A 17,542-nucleotide genomic window follows, 5' to 3' on the forward strand; every position below is an offset into this window, starting at 1 on the left:
TCCTATTTGACTTCGCCAGCCGCTGCAGCCGATTCATCTTGAAAATGGTATAGAAACAGGTCCTCAAGCGTCGGTGGAACCGAAACTGCATGAGCTGCGGGTTGGACCTTAGAGACAATACGCAGCTCAACCCGGTCCCGCTCATGCCGCAGATTGCTCACACAGTACCGTTCATTCCACGCCTCCGCTTCCCTCGCCGGAACATGGCATAACCAGACATTGCCATCCATCGTAGCTGTCAGCTGTTCTACCGTCCCGCTCATCAGCAGCACACCCTGTTTCATCACCAGAATCTGATCGGCGATATATTCCACATCGGACACAATATGTGTTGACAGGAGGATGATCTTATCGCGGGCCAGATCGGCTAAAAGGTTGCGGAAGCGTACCCGCTCCTTGGGATCCAGTCCCGCCGTTGGCTCGTCCAGTACCAGCAGGCGGGGATCATTCAGCAGTGCCTGGGCGATGCCGAGCCTTTGCTTCATCCCCCCGGAAAAGGTGCGGATTTTCTTGCGGGCCGCCTCCTCCAGAGCTACCATGCGCAGCAGTTCACGGGCTTTTCCCTTCGAAGCCTTCAGGGTCAGCCCTTTCAACGATCCAACGTACCACAGAAACTCTTCCGCGCTGAAATCGGGATAATACCCGAAGTCCTGAGGCATATAGCCCAGCAGATCGCGGTACTGTTCCCCCATCCGGCTGATCTCCTGGCCGTTCATTTGAATCATCCCCGAGGTCGGACTGAGGATGCCGCAGATCATCCGCATCAGCGTTGTTTTACCTGCTCCGTTAGCTCCAAGCAGACCATACACACCGCTGGTCAGCCGGGCCGAAATGCCGTTCACCGCCTGTTTCGCGGCAAAGCGCTTGCTTAGCTCATTTATAGTCAGTTCCAACACGTTATGACCCCTCCTTATTCAATGCTCCCTGTAGCCAGCCTGCCTGCGCGCGGTACTTTCACATTAGGCTGGAAGCGGTCTCCAGACTCCGGCAAGTCTTGCGCAAACCGCGTACCTGCAGTGCTATTCCTGCGGTTGTCACCAGCAGCATCATCTGCCATACTCCCATTGCTGCTGGTTCAAACACCCAAAGCTTAGGGGTAAAGGCAAGTATCATCTGAACCAAAGCCACTATGCCGGCGAAGGTCAGGCAGTAATATCCGCAGCTTGGGATGCGAACCCGATTGAGCAGCCACAGGCAGCCGAGGCAAGTTAAATTAAAAGGCACAAGCAGATAGATCAGCATGGTTGCAACATCACTATGTATCCAAACGCTTAATATCGCTGCCAGCAGGGTCAGGCCCAGCAAATCCGCCATCCCCAGCAGACTCATGCGGACCATCGTCAGCTTCTCCAGGAGATGGCGGGTGCTGAGTTCTATCTCCAGCATATGACAGCTAAGTGAACGGGTCAGCGTATGGATTCCAGCCATTACCAGCAGAGGTGCGGCGATAGAGACCATCATCACAATTTGCACACTCTCACCCATTTCCTGAAGTGCGTTTCGTAGTAACAGCACCATTCCCAGGACGATTAGCAATTGCACGGCCCATACCTTCCAGCTGATGAAGCGAAGCTGGGCCAGATAGAACTCTCCGAACGACGTTCTCCGCCCGGCTTGTCTATGGCGCAGCACCTCCACCGCCCCTCTGGCGGTATCTTCAAGATGCTGCCGTTCAATGGGGGGCGTGGGGTAGTTCTTTAGGGCGTTGACGATGGCCTGCTCTGATCTCTTGTTCAACGGGTTCACTCCTTTCCAAGTGGCTTCTTAGTACAGCCAGCCCGCGCTTCACCCGGTACTGCACCATACACATGTTCACTCCTGTTACGCGGGCAATGTCACGGTAGGTCAGATCCAGGCAAAAGCGCATAAACACCAGTTCCCGCTGCGATTCAGGCAGCAGCTCAAACAGCTCATGCACCAGCTGCTCCCTTTCCACCTGTTCTTCTATAGAACTGCTTTGCTGTGCAGCCCTCCAGTCTGCTGCATCCCCCTCGTCCTCCAGGGATAGCGGCTGCCCCTTCCTTAATTGATCGTTGCATAGATGGCGGGCGATAGTGTATAAGTACGCACGGCATTTTCCGGCGTCAGTATAGCGCTCAATATGGCGGCAAAAGCGGTAAAAGGTCTCTTGAGTTAAATCCTTCGCCTCTTCCGCGTTCCGTACCCGCCAGCAGCAATACTTCTGGATGCCAGCGTAATGCCGCTCAATCAGCGGTGTCAGATACTCGGTTTCCCCCTCCTGGATCCGCCGAATCCATTCCCTTTCATCCACCTCGTCCCCTCCTCTCTAATAGGTATAACTGTTTTTCTGCCGGAAAAAATGAACAGATATTATGTCATTATTGTGACGTTGTTCAATATTCACAAACCCGATCACGCAAGACCCGGAGGAACGGACAGGCAAAAAAAGAAGCAGTGGCTAGAAAGCTCACTGCATCTCAAGATTGCTCAAGGACTGAGGTTAGTATATATTTCTGGTCTCTTTACGCGCTAAATTGGTAATTCGCTTCATGAACATCAGGTGAGGTGATGTTACCGATCGTTTGTATATCTGCAAATCCACTGCAATAAACCGAGTGTACCATGTAAAATCCCCCACTACAGTTCGATGTCTCACATCTCAGCTTCACAATATGCAAAAAGGATGATCTGCTCACCTTTGAACAACTGGGCAGCGGCTACCGGATGAAATCGCGCTTTGCCAAATTCCACAACCTGCCCGACCTGATGAAATGGTAGGGAAGAGTTAAATCCAGTTAGGGTATGATCGGCAGCAATAAATAAGAATCAAATTCATCCCCTGTATATAGAGTAACGTCTGCTTCCCAAACCCTGTCATCCGCCGTCTGAGTCAGCAGTGCGCAGCCGCTCTGATTCTGGCTGCCAATTTCCAGGAGCAACCGATTTCCTTTAGCTACAACAATCGCGCTATCCCATATCTCTATATCCAAGGGGTAGACTTCCCCGGGAATCAGCTTCTGAATCTCATCGAAGCTGTAGTAGGGCTTATATTCCGCCGATATTTGATCATCCGTTTTACGTAAGGAAGCGCGTAGCCAGCCTTGGCTAATGGGGAAATGATCCGTTAGTGCTCCTGAATTAACTACCTCATTGCCAAGAGGGTCAATGTTGCGCAAAGATACAAAAATGTCCATATCATCTGTTGTTGACGATGCCCACAAGCGGAGCTTGATAGGCCCCAGAATCTCTGTTTCGTTCTCGAACGGAGCAGTTTCAAACAGAATACGCTTGGAGTTGTTTTCCTCTCTCGAGAATGCTTTCACCATAAAGGGCTCGGCCCAGTGCCTGGACTCGCGCTCCTTATCGCCATCATAGCAAAGCTGGCTCTTGGCTTGCGGAAGTTCCACTGAAAGCAGCTTTGAGCTTGCATCAAGGTAAAATCGAGTCCATTGGGTACGCTTAAGCGGATACTCATTCTCGTAGCGCCATGTGTAGCTATTACCTCCGCGGGGAATGGCAAGCTTCACCTTCGGCTCCCTCGTTATGCCGGTATCGATTCCCTTGAGCCAATAATCGAGAAATTTTTTCTGCAGCTCACGACCCTGAGCGGTATAGAATTCACCAACATGGCTGCCGATATGCACTTCAAGCCACTTGTGCTCCGATGCTGCATTCTGAAACCCCAGAAAGTTCCCCCGGGTATGCATTCCTGCGCTAAACCAGTTGCTTGCGGATAATAAAGGTACCTCTACTTTGCTTAGATCAGAGAACCGATTCGTCCATGATTGATCACGTAATGGATTGTTTTTGACCATCTCCGGGAAATCAATGCGATTGTCCTGCAGTTGTTCCTCAGAGAGGCTTCCACCGGGATTGTATTGATGTGTCAAAACTCCGTTTTCCCACCAGAATGAAAGAAAGCCGTTTACCTGAATTCCACCCGGATAACAGAAATCCGCATAATAATCTACTGTACCTTCCCAAGGTATGATGCACGCTAAATGAGGAGGTTGTTCGGATGCCACAGCCCATTGGCTCATTGCCAAGTAGGAGATGCCCAGCAGTCCTATCCGTCCATTGCTCCAGGCTTGCGTTCCAGCCCATTCGATTGCGTCATAATAATCCTTCTTTAAAGCACATGATAATATATCAAGCTTCCCTGGAGAATTACCGATACCACGTTCATCTACTCGCAATACAGCATACCCTTGTGGCACCCAATATTCAGGATTTGGTGTTTCCCAGCTAAGTAACGGTCCTTTATCCTGCAAATGGGTATATTCTATTGCAACAGTCGGGTTAGCAGGAGCAAATTGTGAGAAATGCGTATCCTTTCCATACGGACACATCGTCATGATTACTGGAAAATCCCCGTCCGCATTAGGCTGATAAAGATTTGCGGCGAGATAATTCCCATCTCTCATCGGAATCTTTACTTCTTTCCAGGTAAGCTCATAAAAGTGATTACTTCTTTCGTTAGTGTCGATAGGTAGAGGATTCATAGCTTGCCTCCATTTGATAGTTTTTCTTGATACCACTCAATCAATAAGATGTGTTGCATATGCCGAATACATTTCTTCTTTAAATCCAGTCCAGCATTTCCATACCAATGGATAACCCCCCCTTCTTCCAGCAATCGGATTCACTCCTTCTATCATTTCTATAAAAGAAATATTAGTACACATGTACTAAAGTAAGTGTATTCCTACGAGTACACTAATTCAACTCTGATCTTTTTCGAGAAAATCATTCTTAGCTGAGGATTCTCGGCAAACATCTCTGGAATCCTTCCATATCCTTAATCAAGCTACTTATTTCGGCTTAAAGGGCCAATTTATGATATAATGCTTTTGATTTCAAGTGCATATCACAAACGCTATAAAGGAGATAGGTATGGATAATAATTTAAGAGATAAGATCCTTGAGACTTCAATTGAATTATTTAATAAAAATGGATATGCATATGTAACATTGAGGGATATTTCCGATGCGCTAAATATTAGTCCTGGTAATTTGACATACCATTTCAAAAAAAAACAAGACCTCATGATTGGTGTTATGGCAAGGCAGTATGAAGAATATCAAAACTTAAATTTCTCAGCGGAGGTTTCTATCCAAGGGCTGAATCAGCAGTTTTTAATCCTTAGTGCATTCCGCGAAAAATATTTCTTTTATTTCTCCAGTTTTACAGAATTGCCTAAGCTGTATCCTGAGATAGCTAATATGCAAATTAAGGTTGTTAATGATTTCTATACACTTTTTACCGATACATTTACCATATTTGTTAATAATGGAATTATGAAAGAAGAATTATATGCCGGACAATATGAAGATTTGTCTATTTCTTTATTATCGATCAATATGTATGGGACACAGGAAATAATTCTTCTCCAAAAATTTCTTCCAAAGCAGAAAAGTATCTTTTCCATCCTATGGAGCCTTATATTGCCTCATTTAACAAAAGAAGGGATGGATATGTATAGTCGGATGACACAGGGCGATAAAACTCCTCCCCCACAACTATGCTGCAAGCAAGATAAACCGAACGGAGGCTTGAAAGAGTCAATATGTGACCCCCAAGGTACGTAAGATCTGACTAAGACGGCGGAACAGTATCCCTCCCAATAGATGGTGACGTAACCCTACAGTCCTGCCGCTGTCACCTTCTCCATGATGGGCAGCAGCTATACCGTTACTGGCATCGTCGTCCCCGAAGGCAACAGTCAGGCTTCCCTCACTAATTTGAGAACTTGCTCCTCAAATTGTTTCATTTCCATTCATCCCGCTTGCCAGCCATTTTCATTATTCGAACGACACAACCATACTCAGTAAAACGCAAATAAAAAACCCTTCCGAAGAAGGGTTTGGTTTGTAAACTATGATGCGGTCAAGAGGACTCGAACCTCCACGATATTGCTATCACTGGCACCTGAAGCCAGCGCGTCTGCCAATTCCGCCATGACCGCATATTATGAATACAGCGATTTAATCACCGTAATTAAGAATATACTCCCTTTTGATGTAAAGTGCAAGTTTTATTTCCGAAGCAGTACATTAATCACTCGTCTGGACAGGACAATTCCTATTTTCACACTGAAACATTAATCACTGACTAACTTACGTATTCAAAGTAAATTACATATAACACTTCATAAAGGAAGGTTTGATAATATGGATTCTTTGGATCACAAAATCTTCAAGGCACTTATGGCGAATGGAAGAATGACCTGGGCCGAGCTTGCCGGACTGCTTGGCCTCTCTTCTCCTGCGGCTGCTGACCGGGTTCGGAGACTGGAGGAGCAAGGAATGATCAAAGGCTATACGGCGTTGATTGACGCCGAATCTGCCGGTTTTGGGTTGGCGGCGCTCATTGCGGTTTCGCTGGAGCGGCCAACGCACCGGCAGGCTTTTCTGGAATTGGTGCTGAAGCTGCCGGAAATTCAGGAATGCCATCATACGGCTGGAGATGACGACTACATTCTGAAGATCCGCTGCCGGGGAACCCGCGATCTTGACCGGATCATTAGTGAGGAGCTGAAGAGCCTGCCGGGTATTGTGCGGACCCGCACAACGATCATCCTCGGAACGGTTAAAGAAACACCGAATGTCCCGCTGTCGCCTGAAGACACTGCACCATGATCATCTGGCCCGCCCTCTTCAGCGGCTTCGGTTTCGGGTTTATTATTGCCGCTCCTGTCGGTCCCATGTCTCTGCTGTGCATTAACCGGACACTGAAGCATGGCTTCTGGGCAGGCCTGGCGACCGGTGCGGGAATTGCGTTTGCCGATGTACTGTATGCTCTGGCTACCGTCACCAGCTTCCGAATTGTGAATGAGTTTACTTCTGCCTATGATCTGCCGCTCCGGCTCATCGGCAGCCTCTTCCTCGGGGTTCTTGGAGTAAAAACTCTGTGGCCTGGCAAATCCGGTGCCAAACCGGAAGCCGTCCGCAGCGGAATAGCCTACAGCATGTTCTCCTCCTTTCTTCTGACTTTGGCTAATCCGGCCACCATTCTAAGCTTCATGGCGCTCGCAGCTTCTCTTGGAAATACTGTCGGGTCTTCCCTGTTCCTCCCGGCTGGAATTGCGCTCGGCTCCTGCTGCTGGTGGCTGCTGTTATCTGCTATTATCTGCTGGATCAGCGGCAAACTGCCTGATGCCTTCATTCGATCTTTGAGCCTGATCTCATCGGTCAGCCTGATCCTGTTCAGCTTATACGGCATCAGCTTGGCCTTATTGGGGGCAGGGGGGTGAATCCGGCTTGAAACTGGTGATAGGCATAACCAATAAACTCTATTTGATTTATATATTTCACTTATAAGATAACGCATGATACAACAGAAGTATTCCTGTTTGACCTGAAAGGAGACTTCTGATGAATCAGCAATGGAATACCGGTACCTATGATACGGATATGGCCTTTGTTTCCCGCTTCGGAGAATCTTTGATTCATCTGCTGCAGCCGCAGCCGGGTGAACGAATTATGGATTGGGGCTGCGGCACTGGAGATTTGGCCGCTGCCATCGCTGATCATGGGGCAGCTGTTACAGGGATTGATGCATCCCCTGAGATGATAAGCGCTGCCCGCTGCAAACATCCGCAGCTGGAATTTGTGCTGGCGGATGGCCAATCCTATTGCGCAGATGTTCCCGCCGATGCCGTCTTCAGCAATGCTGCTCTGCATTGGCTGCAGGATGCGCAAGGGGCCGCTGCAAGCATTGCCGCCAGCCTGCGGACCGGAGGGCGGTTCATTGCCGAATTCGGCGGGCAAGGCAACATCGCCTCGGTCGTAGACGGGCTGCCGCGTGCTTTTGCCGCCATCGGGTGCAGCGGCAAGCTGAAGCTGCCCTGGTATTTCCCCAGCATCGGGGAATACGCGTCACTCCTGGAACAGAACGGGATGACCGTTGAACTTGCCTTATGCTTCGGGCGGCCAACACCGCTTGCTGGCGGAGAGCAGGGTTTCAGCCGCTGGCTGAACACCTTTGCGGATGGAATTCTGAGCGTGCTCAGCGGCCCGCAGCGTGAAGATGTGCTGGCTTTCATGGAAAAGGAGCTGAAGCCCGTTCTGTTCCAAGAAGACGGCTGGATCATGGATTACCGCAGAATCCGGATTGCCGCCAAGAAACAGTAAGAAACAAAAAGCGTACCGGAGGTTATTTTCCGGTACGCTCTTTGTTTCTTCATACCCGCATACCGTTGCTTCTTTGCTGTTGCTCCTCATTCTCGTCTTGGGATTGGGGGACATTATATCCCTTTCCACGATTATTAGCTACAATGAAGAGCAACTAAGCTTTCTGATAAGTTACGTGAGAGAGGAGGATTTCCGATGAGTCAAACAATACTGATAGTAGACGATGAAAGAGAGGTCGTCGATTTATTGAAATTGTATATAGAGAACGAAGGATACCATGTGCTTGAGGCTTTTGACGGGAAGGAAGCTCTGGAAATCGTACAAAATCATACCATTCATTTAATTGTGCTGGATATCATGATGCCTGAATGTGACGGATTTCAGGTCGTGAAGGAATTGCGCCAGTCCTTGTCGGTACCGGTTATTCTGCTGTCTGCGCGTGTGCAGGATCATGATAAAATTCTGGGACTCAAAATTGGTGCTGACGATTATATCACAAAGCCCTTCAATCCATTGGAGGTTGTGGCGCGAATAGAAGCCCAGTTAAGAAGATATCAATATGTCCAAACGGAGACTACTGCAGCTTCCGAGCTGGTAGAGATTGGCGGACTGGTCCTAGATAAGGCCGGTTGCCAATTGTACAAGAATGGACAACTGACAACGCTGACTTCCATTGAGTATAAATTGCTGCTTCATTTCATGGAGAATCCGGGGCGGGTATTTACGAAGCGGCAGCTCCTTGACAGTGTCTGGCAGCAGTGGTTTGGCGACGACAACACCCTGTTGGTATATATAAGCAAGCTGCGCGATAAAATCGAAGATGAGCCAAGGAAACCGGTCTATTTAACAACGATCCGGGGGCTTGGCTACAGATTTGAAAAGAGATGCTGAGGATGTGCCGGAGAAACACAGGCGTCCGGACGATGCTGCGTATTCACTACTTCCTTTTGGTCATCGTCATCAGTGTCATTGGAATCCTTAGTATATTATATGCATCCAAAGGAGCTGACCAGAGCTACGCAGAGACAGAGATGGATGTGGTGACGGCACAGAATTTGGTGGATGCAAATAATGATGCCGAGAGATTGAACTCCTTGCTTGATGATATCAGGAAAGTCAACGGGTGGATCGAAGTTCTGGATTCCCGGAAACTGATTACGCAATATATAGGGACGCCCCTGGACAAGTCCACACCGGAGTTGATGCTGCTGGACAAAGACCCGGAGTATGCCCCTTATATCAGCTCGGTTGCTTCTTTTTTGCGAAAAGGAGTTTTGTATACCTATGTGGTGAAGATCCCTGTTGATCAGTTGGAAGTGAGCATCTGGAGCAAACAGAGCGGCACCCTAAGGGATAAGCACATTCAACGTTATAACGCCCAAGCTGTACTGGGATTTATCCTCCTCTCCACCATTGTTATTTTTGTATACAGTAGATGGACAGCAAGAAAAATAAGTTATCCGCTGGCAAAAATTGCCGGAGGGATTGACCGCTTAAAAGCGGGTGATTATACAGTTCGCCTTGATTTTAAGCTGGAAAGCGAATTTCTGCAAATCCGTGATACCTTGAATGGTATGGCCGAGAAGCTCGAATGGGCCGGAGAACAAAAAAAGCGGATGGAACTGGACAGGCAGAGAATGCTGGCTGATATTGCCCATGACCTGAAAACGCCCATATCCACCTTATTCGGTTATGCAAAAGCGCTGCATGAAGGAATGGTGAAAGATCCAGACAATCAAAAAAGCTATCTGCTGTCCATCTATAATAAAGCCAAGCGGGTGAATGCCCTGCTGGATACATTGTTTGAGATGACACAGCTTGACCATCCTGAATTTATTTTGGACAAAAAAGAACAGGACATCGGTGAATGTATACGTGAAACCATACTGGACCATTTCCCGGAAATCGAGGAAAAGGGGATTGAACTGGAGGTGGGAATACCTGAAGCAGTGGTGCTCTATCCTTTCGACCGAAAGCAAATGGGACGTGTATTCAGCAACCTGATCGCAAATGCCGTGCGGTACAATCCGGCAGGCACCCGCTTGCGGATCACTTTGGAGGTTCAGCCTGAAGGCCTTTACCTGGAGTTCGCAGACAATGGGAACGGGATTCCCGCGCACACGCAATCCATTATTTTCGAACCCTTTGTCAGAGGGGACAAGGCCCGGTCCAATGACGGAGGTACAGGCCTGGGGCTGGCAATCGCCCAAAAAATTGTCCATCTGCATCAAGGTTCAATTCAGCTTCTGGGTACAACAGAAGAAACTACGATCTTCCACATCTTTCTTCCCCAAATTTAAGGTTACATTAAGTTTCGTTTTAGAATCGCGAAAGTCTGGTCTGTTATGTTTAGGCTGTGAATCATACAACCATTAGCCTACCAGCCCTTATCACTGTTCAAAAGGAGGGATGATGGCATCACCTATTTTGAATAAGAGGAGTTGATGTTATTGTTCAAGCGAATTCTTTCAACTGTAACCGTTCTATCATGTTTGGCCTTTACATTGCAGGCTGAAGCGGCAGAAGCACCTCAGCCTCTATTTTCCGGGGAAGTCTCGTCCTCTGCCGTACAAGCCATGCACCCCTTCCCGGAACATGAGCAATACCAGGCGGGTACCATCAAGCCCAACTATGTTTCCCAGAACCAGTTGGATGACGAGGTGCGCAAAAAATATAATGAATGGAAAACGAGATATTTAAAAAAACATCCCAAAAAATCGGATCAATACTACGTTTTCTACAATCTGGAGAAGGAAGCTGCCCCGGATAATGCCGTATCCTGCTCGGAGGGTCACGGTTATGGCATGTTAATCTCCGCCTTGATGGCCGGTTACGACCCGCAGGCAAAAGATTATTTTGACGGTCTCTATCGGTTCTATAAAGCGCATCCAAGCGTAAATAATCCGGCCTTAATGGCCTGGCAGCAGATTAAGACCGGTGCGGGAGATATTATTGACACACCGCCTAGCAACAGCGATGATGGAAGCCGTTCAGCTACAGATGGAGACATGGATATCGCCTATGCATTGCTGCTCGCGGACAAGCAGTGGGGAAGCAGCGGCCCAATTGATTACTTGAGCGAGGGCAAGGCAGCCATAGCTGCGATCATGAAAGAAGATGTGAATCAGCAGAAATGGAGCTTGAAATTCGGCGATTGGGTAGAAAACAACGATCCCGATTACGGCCTTGCCACCCGTCCCTCCGACTTTATGTTGAGCCATCTTCGGGCATTCGGGAATGCTGCTGGTGATCCCAACTGGGCTAAAGTCGCTGATAACACTTACGGAATTATCCAAACGATCTCCACTAAATACAGCCCTACCACCGGCTTACTCCCGGACTTTGTGGTGTGGAGCAACGGAGGTTACGCCCCTTCGCCTCCAAATCTTCTGGAAACAGACAGGGACGGGTACTTTAGCTGGAATGCCGCACGGGTTCCCTGGAGAGTTCCTGTCGATTATTTACTTTCAGGCGATACGCGGGCATTGAACCAGACAAAGCTAACGAATGCATGGATATCCAAAAAAACAAATGGCAATCCAAGCAAGATTGTAGCGGGATACAAATTGAACGGTGATCCGCTTGACGACAACGATCCCGCAATTGCTTATTCCGCACCGTTTGCAGTTAGCGCCATGGTAGACTCCAGCAATCAAAATTGGCTGAATACACTATGGAAAAGTATTGTCAATGCGCCGACATCGTCCAATTCCTACTATGGCAACAGCATTAGATTGCTCTGCATGATTACGATTTCCGGAAATTGGTGGGACCCCACTGACGCAAGTAATTAAGCCACAAAAGGCAATTTGTCACAGCACAACAGAACCCGCCGTTATTTGGCGGGTTCTGTTGCGTCTCCTACATACCGGTTGCTTCCGGCTCCCAGCCCCGCCACGAGCAGCAGAACACTTGCCGCTACGAGCAGTGCCAACGGGCCGTTCCAGCTGTGCGTAGCGTCATGAAGCAGCCCGAACAATGCCGGTCCCATGGCTGCCAGCAGGTAGCCGATCGACTGGGCCATTCCCGACAGCTCGCTTGCCTCCTGTGTGCTGCGGGTGCGCAAGCTGAAGAACATCATTGCCAGTCCAAAGGCAAAACCTCCGGCAATGCCGATACAGATCGCCCATACCGGCATCCATGCGCTGCTGCCGAACCAAACGCCGGAGATTCCGGCCATGAACAAAACAGCCGTAATAACAACCAGCCCCCGCTGATTCTTCAGTTTGCCTGCCCATAAAGGAACAAAAAAAGTAAACGGCAGCTGGGCCAGCTGCAACAGTGAAAGAATCCAGCCCGCATGACTGGAGGACATGCCCCGCTCACCGAGAATGACCGAGAACCAGGCAATCAGAACGTAATAAAGCAGAGACTGCAGGCCCATGAATAAGGTTACCTGCCAGGCGAGCGGTGAACGCCACATTTTCCCGGCTGAGCCGGGCGTGCTTGTTCCGCTGCCTTGGCCCAGGCTCTTCATCTGCGGAATCCAGAATAGAGTAGCCAGTGCAGCGACAATGAACCATAGGACAAGCGTGCCCCGCCAACCGAACCCTGCCTGGTCCGCTATCGGAACACTAATGCCGGAAGCCACCGCTGCGCATAAATTCATCGAAACCGTATAAATCCCGGTCAGAAGGCCAATACGCCCGGGAAACTTGCCCTTGATCAGTCCCGGCAGCAGCACATTGCATACCGCAATCGACAGCCCGATGATTGCGGTGCCTGCGAACAATGTGAGGGTTCCCGAGGCGGAACGGATCAGGATTCCCATCGACAATGCCAGCAGCGCCAGCATCAGCACGTTGGCAAGGCCAAAACGGCGGGCGAGCTGCGGAGCAAATGGGGACAGCAGCGCAAAAGCGAGCAGCGGCAGTGTAGTTATTGCTCCGGCAAGTGTATTGGATAATCCCAGATCATCGCGGATCATCTCCAGCAACGGTCCGACAGAGGTGAACGGGGCCCGCAGCGCCGCTGCGACAAAAATAATGCCGACCACGAGCAGAATACGTTTAGATCCTGCGTTTCCTTGGGATAAGGTGGATAATGAAGTCTGAATCTTGCGGTCTTCTTGCCTTGCTTTCATGAGGCTCCTCCTGATTGCAGCGAAAAAATCCGTCAAGCACCGGGCTTGTACGGAAATGAAGCTGTTCTATGTATCACGCATTATTACATTATACCCCCTTATGTATGCCGGTGCACAGCTTCTTGGATTCTCAGGATAGCTTAACTATACGGCCTTCCAACTGAAAAAGCCGCCGGTCCAAAAGGACCGGCGGCTTTGGAGAAGATTAAATCAGCTGATTATACCCAGAGAGACTTAGTGATGATTACAAGCAGGATGAACAACACCAGAATCGCTCCAGTGGAAGTGAAAGCACCGCCGTATCCTCCAACATTTTCGCTCATGTTAACTCCTCCTTTATACTTGAATACTTTTAAAATATGTGGAAATATCCAGTCTGGTCTGGGTGAAACGGCAAGAACTTACTCACTTCCCCTGCAATTTAAATTATTCTTGCGGTTGACAAATCGGACAACCCTCTTTAGTATCCTAAGAATAAAGGTAGTTGAGAATCACTCTCAACTAGAATACATAACATTACAGAAAAGAGTGAACAAGAGATGCTGCGTCGTTTTTTTTCCTATTATCGTCCTTATAAGAAGCTGTTTGTTCTCGACTTCACCTGTGCGGTGGGCGCGGGGCTTTTGGAGCTGGCCTTTCCGGTGGCCGTGAATAAATTTATTGATGATCTGCTCCCCGGACAAGACTGGTCGTTAATTCTGATCGCCAGCGTTGCCTTGCTTGCCATCTACGCTCTTAATACCGCAATGAATTATGTTGTCACCTATTGGGGGCACATGCTGGGAATAAATATTGAAACAGATATGCGCAAAAAAATGTTCGATCATATCCAGAAGCTCTCCTTCCGCTTCTTCGATAACAATAAAACCGGGCATTTGCTCGGTAGGATTACCAATGATTTGAACGATATCGGCGAGGTGGCGCATCACGGTCCGGAGGATGTATTCATTGCCGTGATGACGCTGATCGGAGCCTTTATCCTGATGGCCGATATCAATCTGAAGCTGGCCGTGATCACGTTCATTATCGTGCCGATTATGGCTTGGGTCATCATCCATTTCGGACGCAGCATGACCTCTACCTACCACCAGCTATTCGGCAACGTAGGCAATTTCAATGCCCGGATCGAGGACAATGTCGGGGGAATCCGCGTGGTGCAGTCCTTTGCCAATGAAGAATATGAAAAAGAACTGTTCGCTGTTGACAACCAAATGTTCCGCCAGACCAAATTGATGGCCTACAAGCTGATGGCCAAGAGCTCGTCAGTCAGTTATATGATGACACGCCTGATTACAATTGTGGTCATGGTCTGCGGCGCCTGGTTCTTTATTCAGGGAGAGCTGGAGATCGGGGAGTTTGTTGCTTTCATCCTGTTGTCCAATGTCTTTTTCCGGCCGATTGAGAAAATCAATGCCGTTATCGAGAGCTATCCGAAAGGTATTGCCGGGTTCAAGCGTTATCTTGAGGTGATTGATACAGAGCCGGATATCGCCGATAAGCCGGGTGCGGTGGAAGTCGGATCGCTGCGCGGAGATATTATCTTCGGAAACGTCAGCTTCGGCTATGACGACAATCGTTCAGTACTGCAGGAGATCAGCCTGAAGGTCAACGCCGGGGATACGATTGCTTTTGTCGGCCCTTCCGGCGCGGGAAAAACCACAATCTGCAGCCTGCTGCCCCGCTTCTACGACGTCACCGGCGGCAGCATCTCCATCGACGGAATAGATATCCGTGACATGAAGCTGAATTCGCTGCGCAAGCAAATCGGGATTGTGCAGCAGGACGTCTTCCTGTTCTCCGGCACAATCCGTGAGAATATCGCCTACGGCAAGCTGGATGCAGAGCTTCCGGAAATCTGGGAAGCTGCCAAACGCGCCCACCTGGAAGAGCTGATTAGCAGCCTGCCGGATGGCATGGATACAGTGATCGGAGAACGCGGCGTGAAACTGTCCGGGGGACAAAAACAACGCCTGGCTATCGCCAGAATGTTCCTCAAGAACCCTCCGATCCTGATTCTGGATGAAGCCACCTCGGCGCTGGATACGGAAACGGAAGCCGCCATCCAGCAGTCGCTGGCTGACCTGTCGGTGGGCCGTACCACCCTTGTGATTGCCCACCGTCTCACGACGATCAAAAATGCCGACCGGATTATTGTTGTAAATGAAGACGGTATCTCCGAGGAAGGCCGCCACGAAGAGCTGGTCAACGCCGGAGGCACCTACAGCCGCCTGTACCAGGCGCAGTATAATGCGTAAAACGCAGAGAATGAAATAAATGGTCAAGGAAACAATAGCGCAACGTAAGGCCGAGAATTATCCTATGCAGGAATGATAGGACATAGGACATCATGCAGAAATAAGAACAACCTTCCGCTCTACAGCCCCCTATAGGCTGATTGCGGAAGGTTGTTCTGCGTTTACCTGCCTCTTTCCCTACCCCTTCACTGCACTGCCGGCCACCCCTTGAATAATGTACCTCTGCCCCAGCAGAAAAACGATAATCATCGGAATAATGCCTGCTGTCGCTGCCGCCATCATGCCGTTGTAGTCTACGTTGTTCTCAAGAATGAAATTTTGCAGGCCAAGCGGAACGGTATATAAATCCTTATCTAGCAGAAAAACCAGCGCATTCTCGTAATCATTCCAGTGCCAGGAAAAGTCGATGACTGCAAGAGTAGCCAAGGCGGGCTTGGCCAGCGGCAGCACCAGCCGGAAAAAGATCCGGAAATGCCCTGCCCCGTCGATAAATGCCGCTTCGGAAATTTCCGCAGGTACGGACAGGAAGAACTGGCGCAGCATAAACACTCCAAAGATCGTGAACATGCCGGGCAGAATCAGCGCCCAATGTGTATTATAGATTCCCGCCCAATCAAACATCAGAAACTTCGGCACGAACAGCACCTGCGGCGGAACCATCATCATCGACAGGTAGACCAGGAACAGCGGCTCCCGCCCCTTGAACTGAATCCGGGCAAACCCGTAAGCAGCAAAAGCAGAGAAGAACACTGCGCCGGCCGTGCTGATCAGCGATATTTTCAGCGAGTTCAGGTAGTAGGTAATAAAGCTGTCATTCCCGCTCCACACCTTAATATGATGCTCCCAATTCAGGCTGGAGGGAATCCACTGAACCGGATATTTGAACACATCCGCAGGAGACTTGAACGAAGTGCTGATCATCCAGATAAAAGGCACAATCATCAGCAGGGCGAAACCGGACATCACAAGGGTTGTGATGATTTTGCGGATATTAAGGGAAGAATCAGCCTTGATCTCCTGCAGGTAAGGAGCTGCCGGTCTAATCGTTGTTTTTTGCATAGGAAATCCTCCTGAAAATTTGGTGGCGAAGCCATCACCCGGACGCTGAACTGTCTACTCAGTAATGGACCCAGCGTTTTTGGCCGACCCACTGGAACACGGTGAAGATCATGATAATCGCGAAGAGCGCCCAGCTTATGGCGGCGGCATAACCCATCTCGTAATAGCGGAAGGCATTCTGATAAATGAACAGTGACAGCACCGTTGTGCTGTTTCCCGGCCCTCCCTGGGTGATCGCCTGAATGATGCCGAAGTTCTTGATTGTCATGATCAGTCCGGTGATCAGCAGCAGAAAGGTTGTAGGACTCACCAGCGGCCAGACTATACGGCGGATGCTCTGCCAAGGACGGGCTCCGTCGATTCTGGCGGCTTCCATCAGCTCTTCGGGAATTTCCTGCAGGGCAGCCAGAAAAATAATCATGTTGTAGCCCAGCATGAACCAGATCCAGATGATGTCAATCGCATACATCGAGGTTTCCGTCGTGGACAGCCACCCTGGCGGATGGTTAATGCCAATACCGCGCAGGAATCCGTTAATCGGACCCGAGGTCGGCTGGAACAGCAGCATCCAGACAAATGCGATGGCTACGCCGCTGGTAATGTAAGGCATGAAATAAAGCGCCCGCAGCGTTTTTTGAAAATAAACAGATTTGTTCAGAATAACCGCCACTATAAAAGCCAGCAGAATCGACACCGGAACGGCCAGCAGAAAGATAAGTGTATTCTTCAGCGCTACATAAAAAAGCTCGTCTCCCAGCATCCTCGAAATATTGTCCAGACCGACAAAATGAATCTCCGGGTCCATAAATTTGTAATCGGTGAACATCAGATAAAACGAATAGGCGGCCGGTATAATAAAAAACAACAGGACCCCGAGCATATTCGGTCCGATAAACAGATAGCCGAGCCTGCTCTGCCGCTTCATCCATGATTTGTTCATTGTTCCCCCACTCCTTAGCTGTATGATCTCGACTTAAGCATAACAAGCCTCGCGGCGGCTTTTAAGGAACATAACCACCGAATGGATATCACAGAATTACTTAATTTGCAG

Annotated in this window: 16 protein-coding genes and 1 tRNA gene; 8 read left to right on the plus strand and 9 right to left on the minus strand. The window is 49.3% G+C overall.

Annotated elements, in window-relative coordinates; genetic code table 11:
* Positions 1 to 2 precede the first annotated feature (2 nt).
* From NYE29_RS32535 to NYE29_RS32550, 4 genes are all read right to left on the minus strand, one after another.
* Positions 3 to 896: an ABC transporter ATP-binding protein gene (locus NYE29_RS32535; RefSeq protein ID WP_340899224.1), complete on the minus strand. Its 894-nt coding sequence runs from the start codon at positions 894 to 896 to the stop codon at positions 3 to 5.
* A 58-nt stretch (positions 897 to 954) separates the two neighbouring features.
* A complete protein-coding gene (locus NYE29_RS32540) occupies positions 955 to 1,737 on the minus strand; it encodes a hypothetical protein (protein ID WP_340899225.1) in 783 nt (260 codons plus the stop codon).
* Positions 1,673 to 2,272 (minus strand): RNA polymerase sigma factor, encoded by a 600-nt coding sequence (locus tag NYE29_RS32545; protein WP_340899226.1) that lies wholly within the window; start codon positions 2,270 to 2,272, stop codon positions 1,673 to 1,675. The genes NYE29_RS32540 and NYE29_RS32545 overlap by 65 nt, the downstream gene beginning before the upstream one ends.
* Positions 2,273 to 2,756: 484 nt before the next feature.
* On the minus strand, positions 2,757 to 4,463 hold the full coding sequence (locus tag NYE29_RS32550) for a CocE/NonD family hydrolase (RefSeq protein WP_340899228.1): 1,707 nt from the start codon (positions 4,461 to 4,463) through the stop codon (positions 2,757 to 2,759).
* Between the two features lie 391 nt (positions 4,464 to 4,854).
* Here NYE29_RS32550 and NYE29_RS32555 point away from each other — a divergent pair, with 391 nt between their 5' ends.
* Positions 4,855 to 5,550 (plus strand): TetR/AcrR family transcriptional regulator, encoded by a 696-nt coding sequence (locus NYE29_RS32555; protein WP_340899230.1) that lies wholly within the window; start codon positions 4,855 to 4,857, stop codon positions 5,548 to 5,550.
* A 293-nt stretch (positions 5,551 to 5,843) separates the two neighbouring features.
* Here NYE29_RS32555 and NYE29_RS32560 read toward each other — a convergent pair.
* A tRNA-Leu gene (locus tag NYE29_RS32560) sits at positions 5,844 to 5,927 on the minus strand.
* Between the two features lie 205 nt (positions 5,928 to 6,132).
* On the opposite strand from NYE29_RS32560, the gene NYE29_RS32565 reads away from it, so the two are divergent.
* The 6 genes from NYE29_RS32565 (at position 6,133) to NYE29_RS32590 (ending at position 11,888) form a co-directional block, all read left to right on the plus strand.
* Positions 6,133 to 6,600 carry an Lrp/AsnC family transcriptional regulator gene (locus tag NYE29_RS32565; RefSeq protein ID WP_340899232.1) on the plus strand — a complete coding sequence of 156 codons (468 nt, stop codon included), beginning with the start codon at positions 6,133 to 6,135 and terminating at the stop codon, positions 6,598 to 6,600.
* A complete protein-coding gene (locus NYE29_RS32570) occupies positions 6,597 to 7,214 on the plus strand; it encodes a LysE family translocator (protein ID WP_340899233.1) in 618 nt (205 codons plus the stop codon). Before NYE29_RS32565 ends, NYE29_RS32570 begins: the two co-directional genes overlap by 4 nt.
* A 121-nt stretch (positions 7,215 to 7,335) precedes the next feature.
* The gene (locus NYE29_RS32575; protein ID WP_340899234.1) at positions 7,336 to 8,094 is read left to right on the plus strand and encodes a class I SAM-dependent methyltransferase; all 759 of its coding nucleotides are present in this window, start codon (positions 7,336 to 7,338) and stop codon (positions 8,092 to 8,094) included.
* 195 nt (positions 8,095 to 8,289) lie between these two features.
* Complete coding sequence (locus NYE29_RS32580) at positions 8,290 to 8,985, plus strand: response regulator transcription factor (RefSeq protein WP_340899235.1); 696 nt, start codon at positions 8,290 to 8,292, stop codon at positions 8,983 to 8,985.
* Positions 8,986 to 9,017: 32 nt separating this feature from the next.
* Positions 9,018 to 10,394: a sensor histidine kinase gene (locus tag NYE29_RS32585; protein WP_340899236.1), complete on the plus strand. Its 1,377-nt coding sequence runs from the start codon at positions 9,018 to 9,020 to the stop codon at positions 10,392 to 10,394.
* Positions 10,395 to 10,544: 150 nt separating this feature from the next.
* Positions 10,545 to 11,888, plus strand: coding sequence for a glycosyl hydrolase family 8 (locus tag NYE29_RS32590; RefSeq protein WP_340899237.1), 1,344 nt, complete (start codon positions 10,545 to 10,547; stop codon positions 11,886 to 11,888).
* Positions 11,889 to 11,929: 41 nt separating this feature from the next.
* Here the strand turns inward: NYE29_RS32590 and NYE29_RS32595 are convergent, their stop codons facing one another.
* Both NYE29_RS32595 and NYE29_RS32600 read right to left on the minus strand, forming a co-directional pair.
* A complete protein-coding gene (locus NYE29_RS32595; RefSeq protein ID WP_340899239.1) occupies positions 11,930 to 13,177 on the minus strand; it encodes a CynX/NimT family MFS transporter in 1,248 nt (415 codons plus the stop codon).
* Positions 13,178 to 13,395: 218 nt separating this feature from the next.
* On the minus strand, positions 13,396 to 13,500 hold the full coding sequence (locus tag NYE29_RS32600) for a YjcZ family sporulation protein (protein ID WP_218642530.1): 105 nt from the start codon (positions 13,498 to 13,500) through the stop codon (positions 13,396 to 13,398).
* Positions 13,501 to 13,716: 216 nt separating this feature from the next.
* On the opposite strand from NYE29_RS32600, the gene NYE29_RS32605 reads away from it, so the two are divergent.
* Complete coding sequence (locus NYE29_RS32605; RefSeq protein WP_340899240.1) at positions 13,717 to 15,432, plus strand: ABC transporter ATP-binding protein; 1,716 nt, start codon at positions 13,717 to 13,719, stop codon at positions 15,430 to 15,432.
* Positions 15,433 to 15,609: 177 nt separating this feature from the next.
* On the opposite strand, the gene NYE29_RS32610 is transcribed toward NYE29_RS32605, so the two are convergent.
* Entirely contained in the window at positions 15,610 to 16,491 is an 882-nt protein-coding gene (locus tag NYE29_RS32610; protein ID WP_081965780.1) for a carbohydrate ABC transporter permease, read from the minus strand.
* A gap of 58 nt (positions 16,492 to 16,549) precedes the next feature.
* On the minus strand, positions 16,550 to 17,431 hold the full coding sequence (locus tag NYE29_RS32615) for a carbohydrate ABC transporter permease (RefSeq protein WP_340899243.1): 882 nt from the start codon (positions 17,429 to 17,431) through the stop codon (positions 16,550 to 16,552).
* Positions 17,432 to 17,542 lie beyond the last annotated feature (111 nt).

The sequence above is a fragment of the Paenibacillus sp. FSL M7-1046 genome, assembly GCF_038007405.1.
In the GTDB taxonomy this organism is placed as follows: domain Bacteria; phylum Bacillota; class Bacilli; order Paenibacillales; family Paenibacillaceae; genus Paenibacillus_AQ.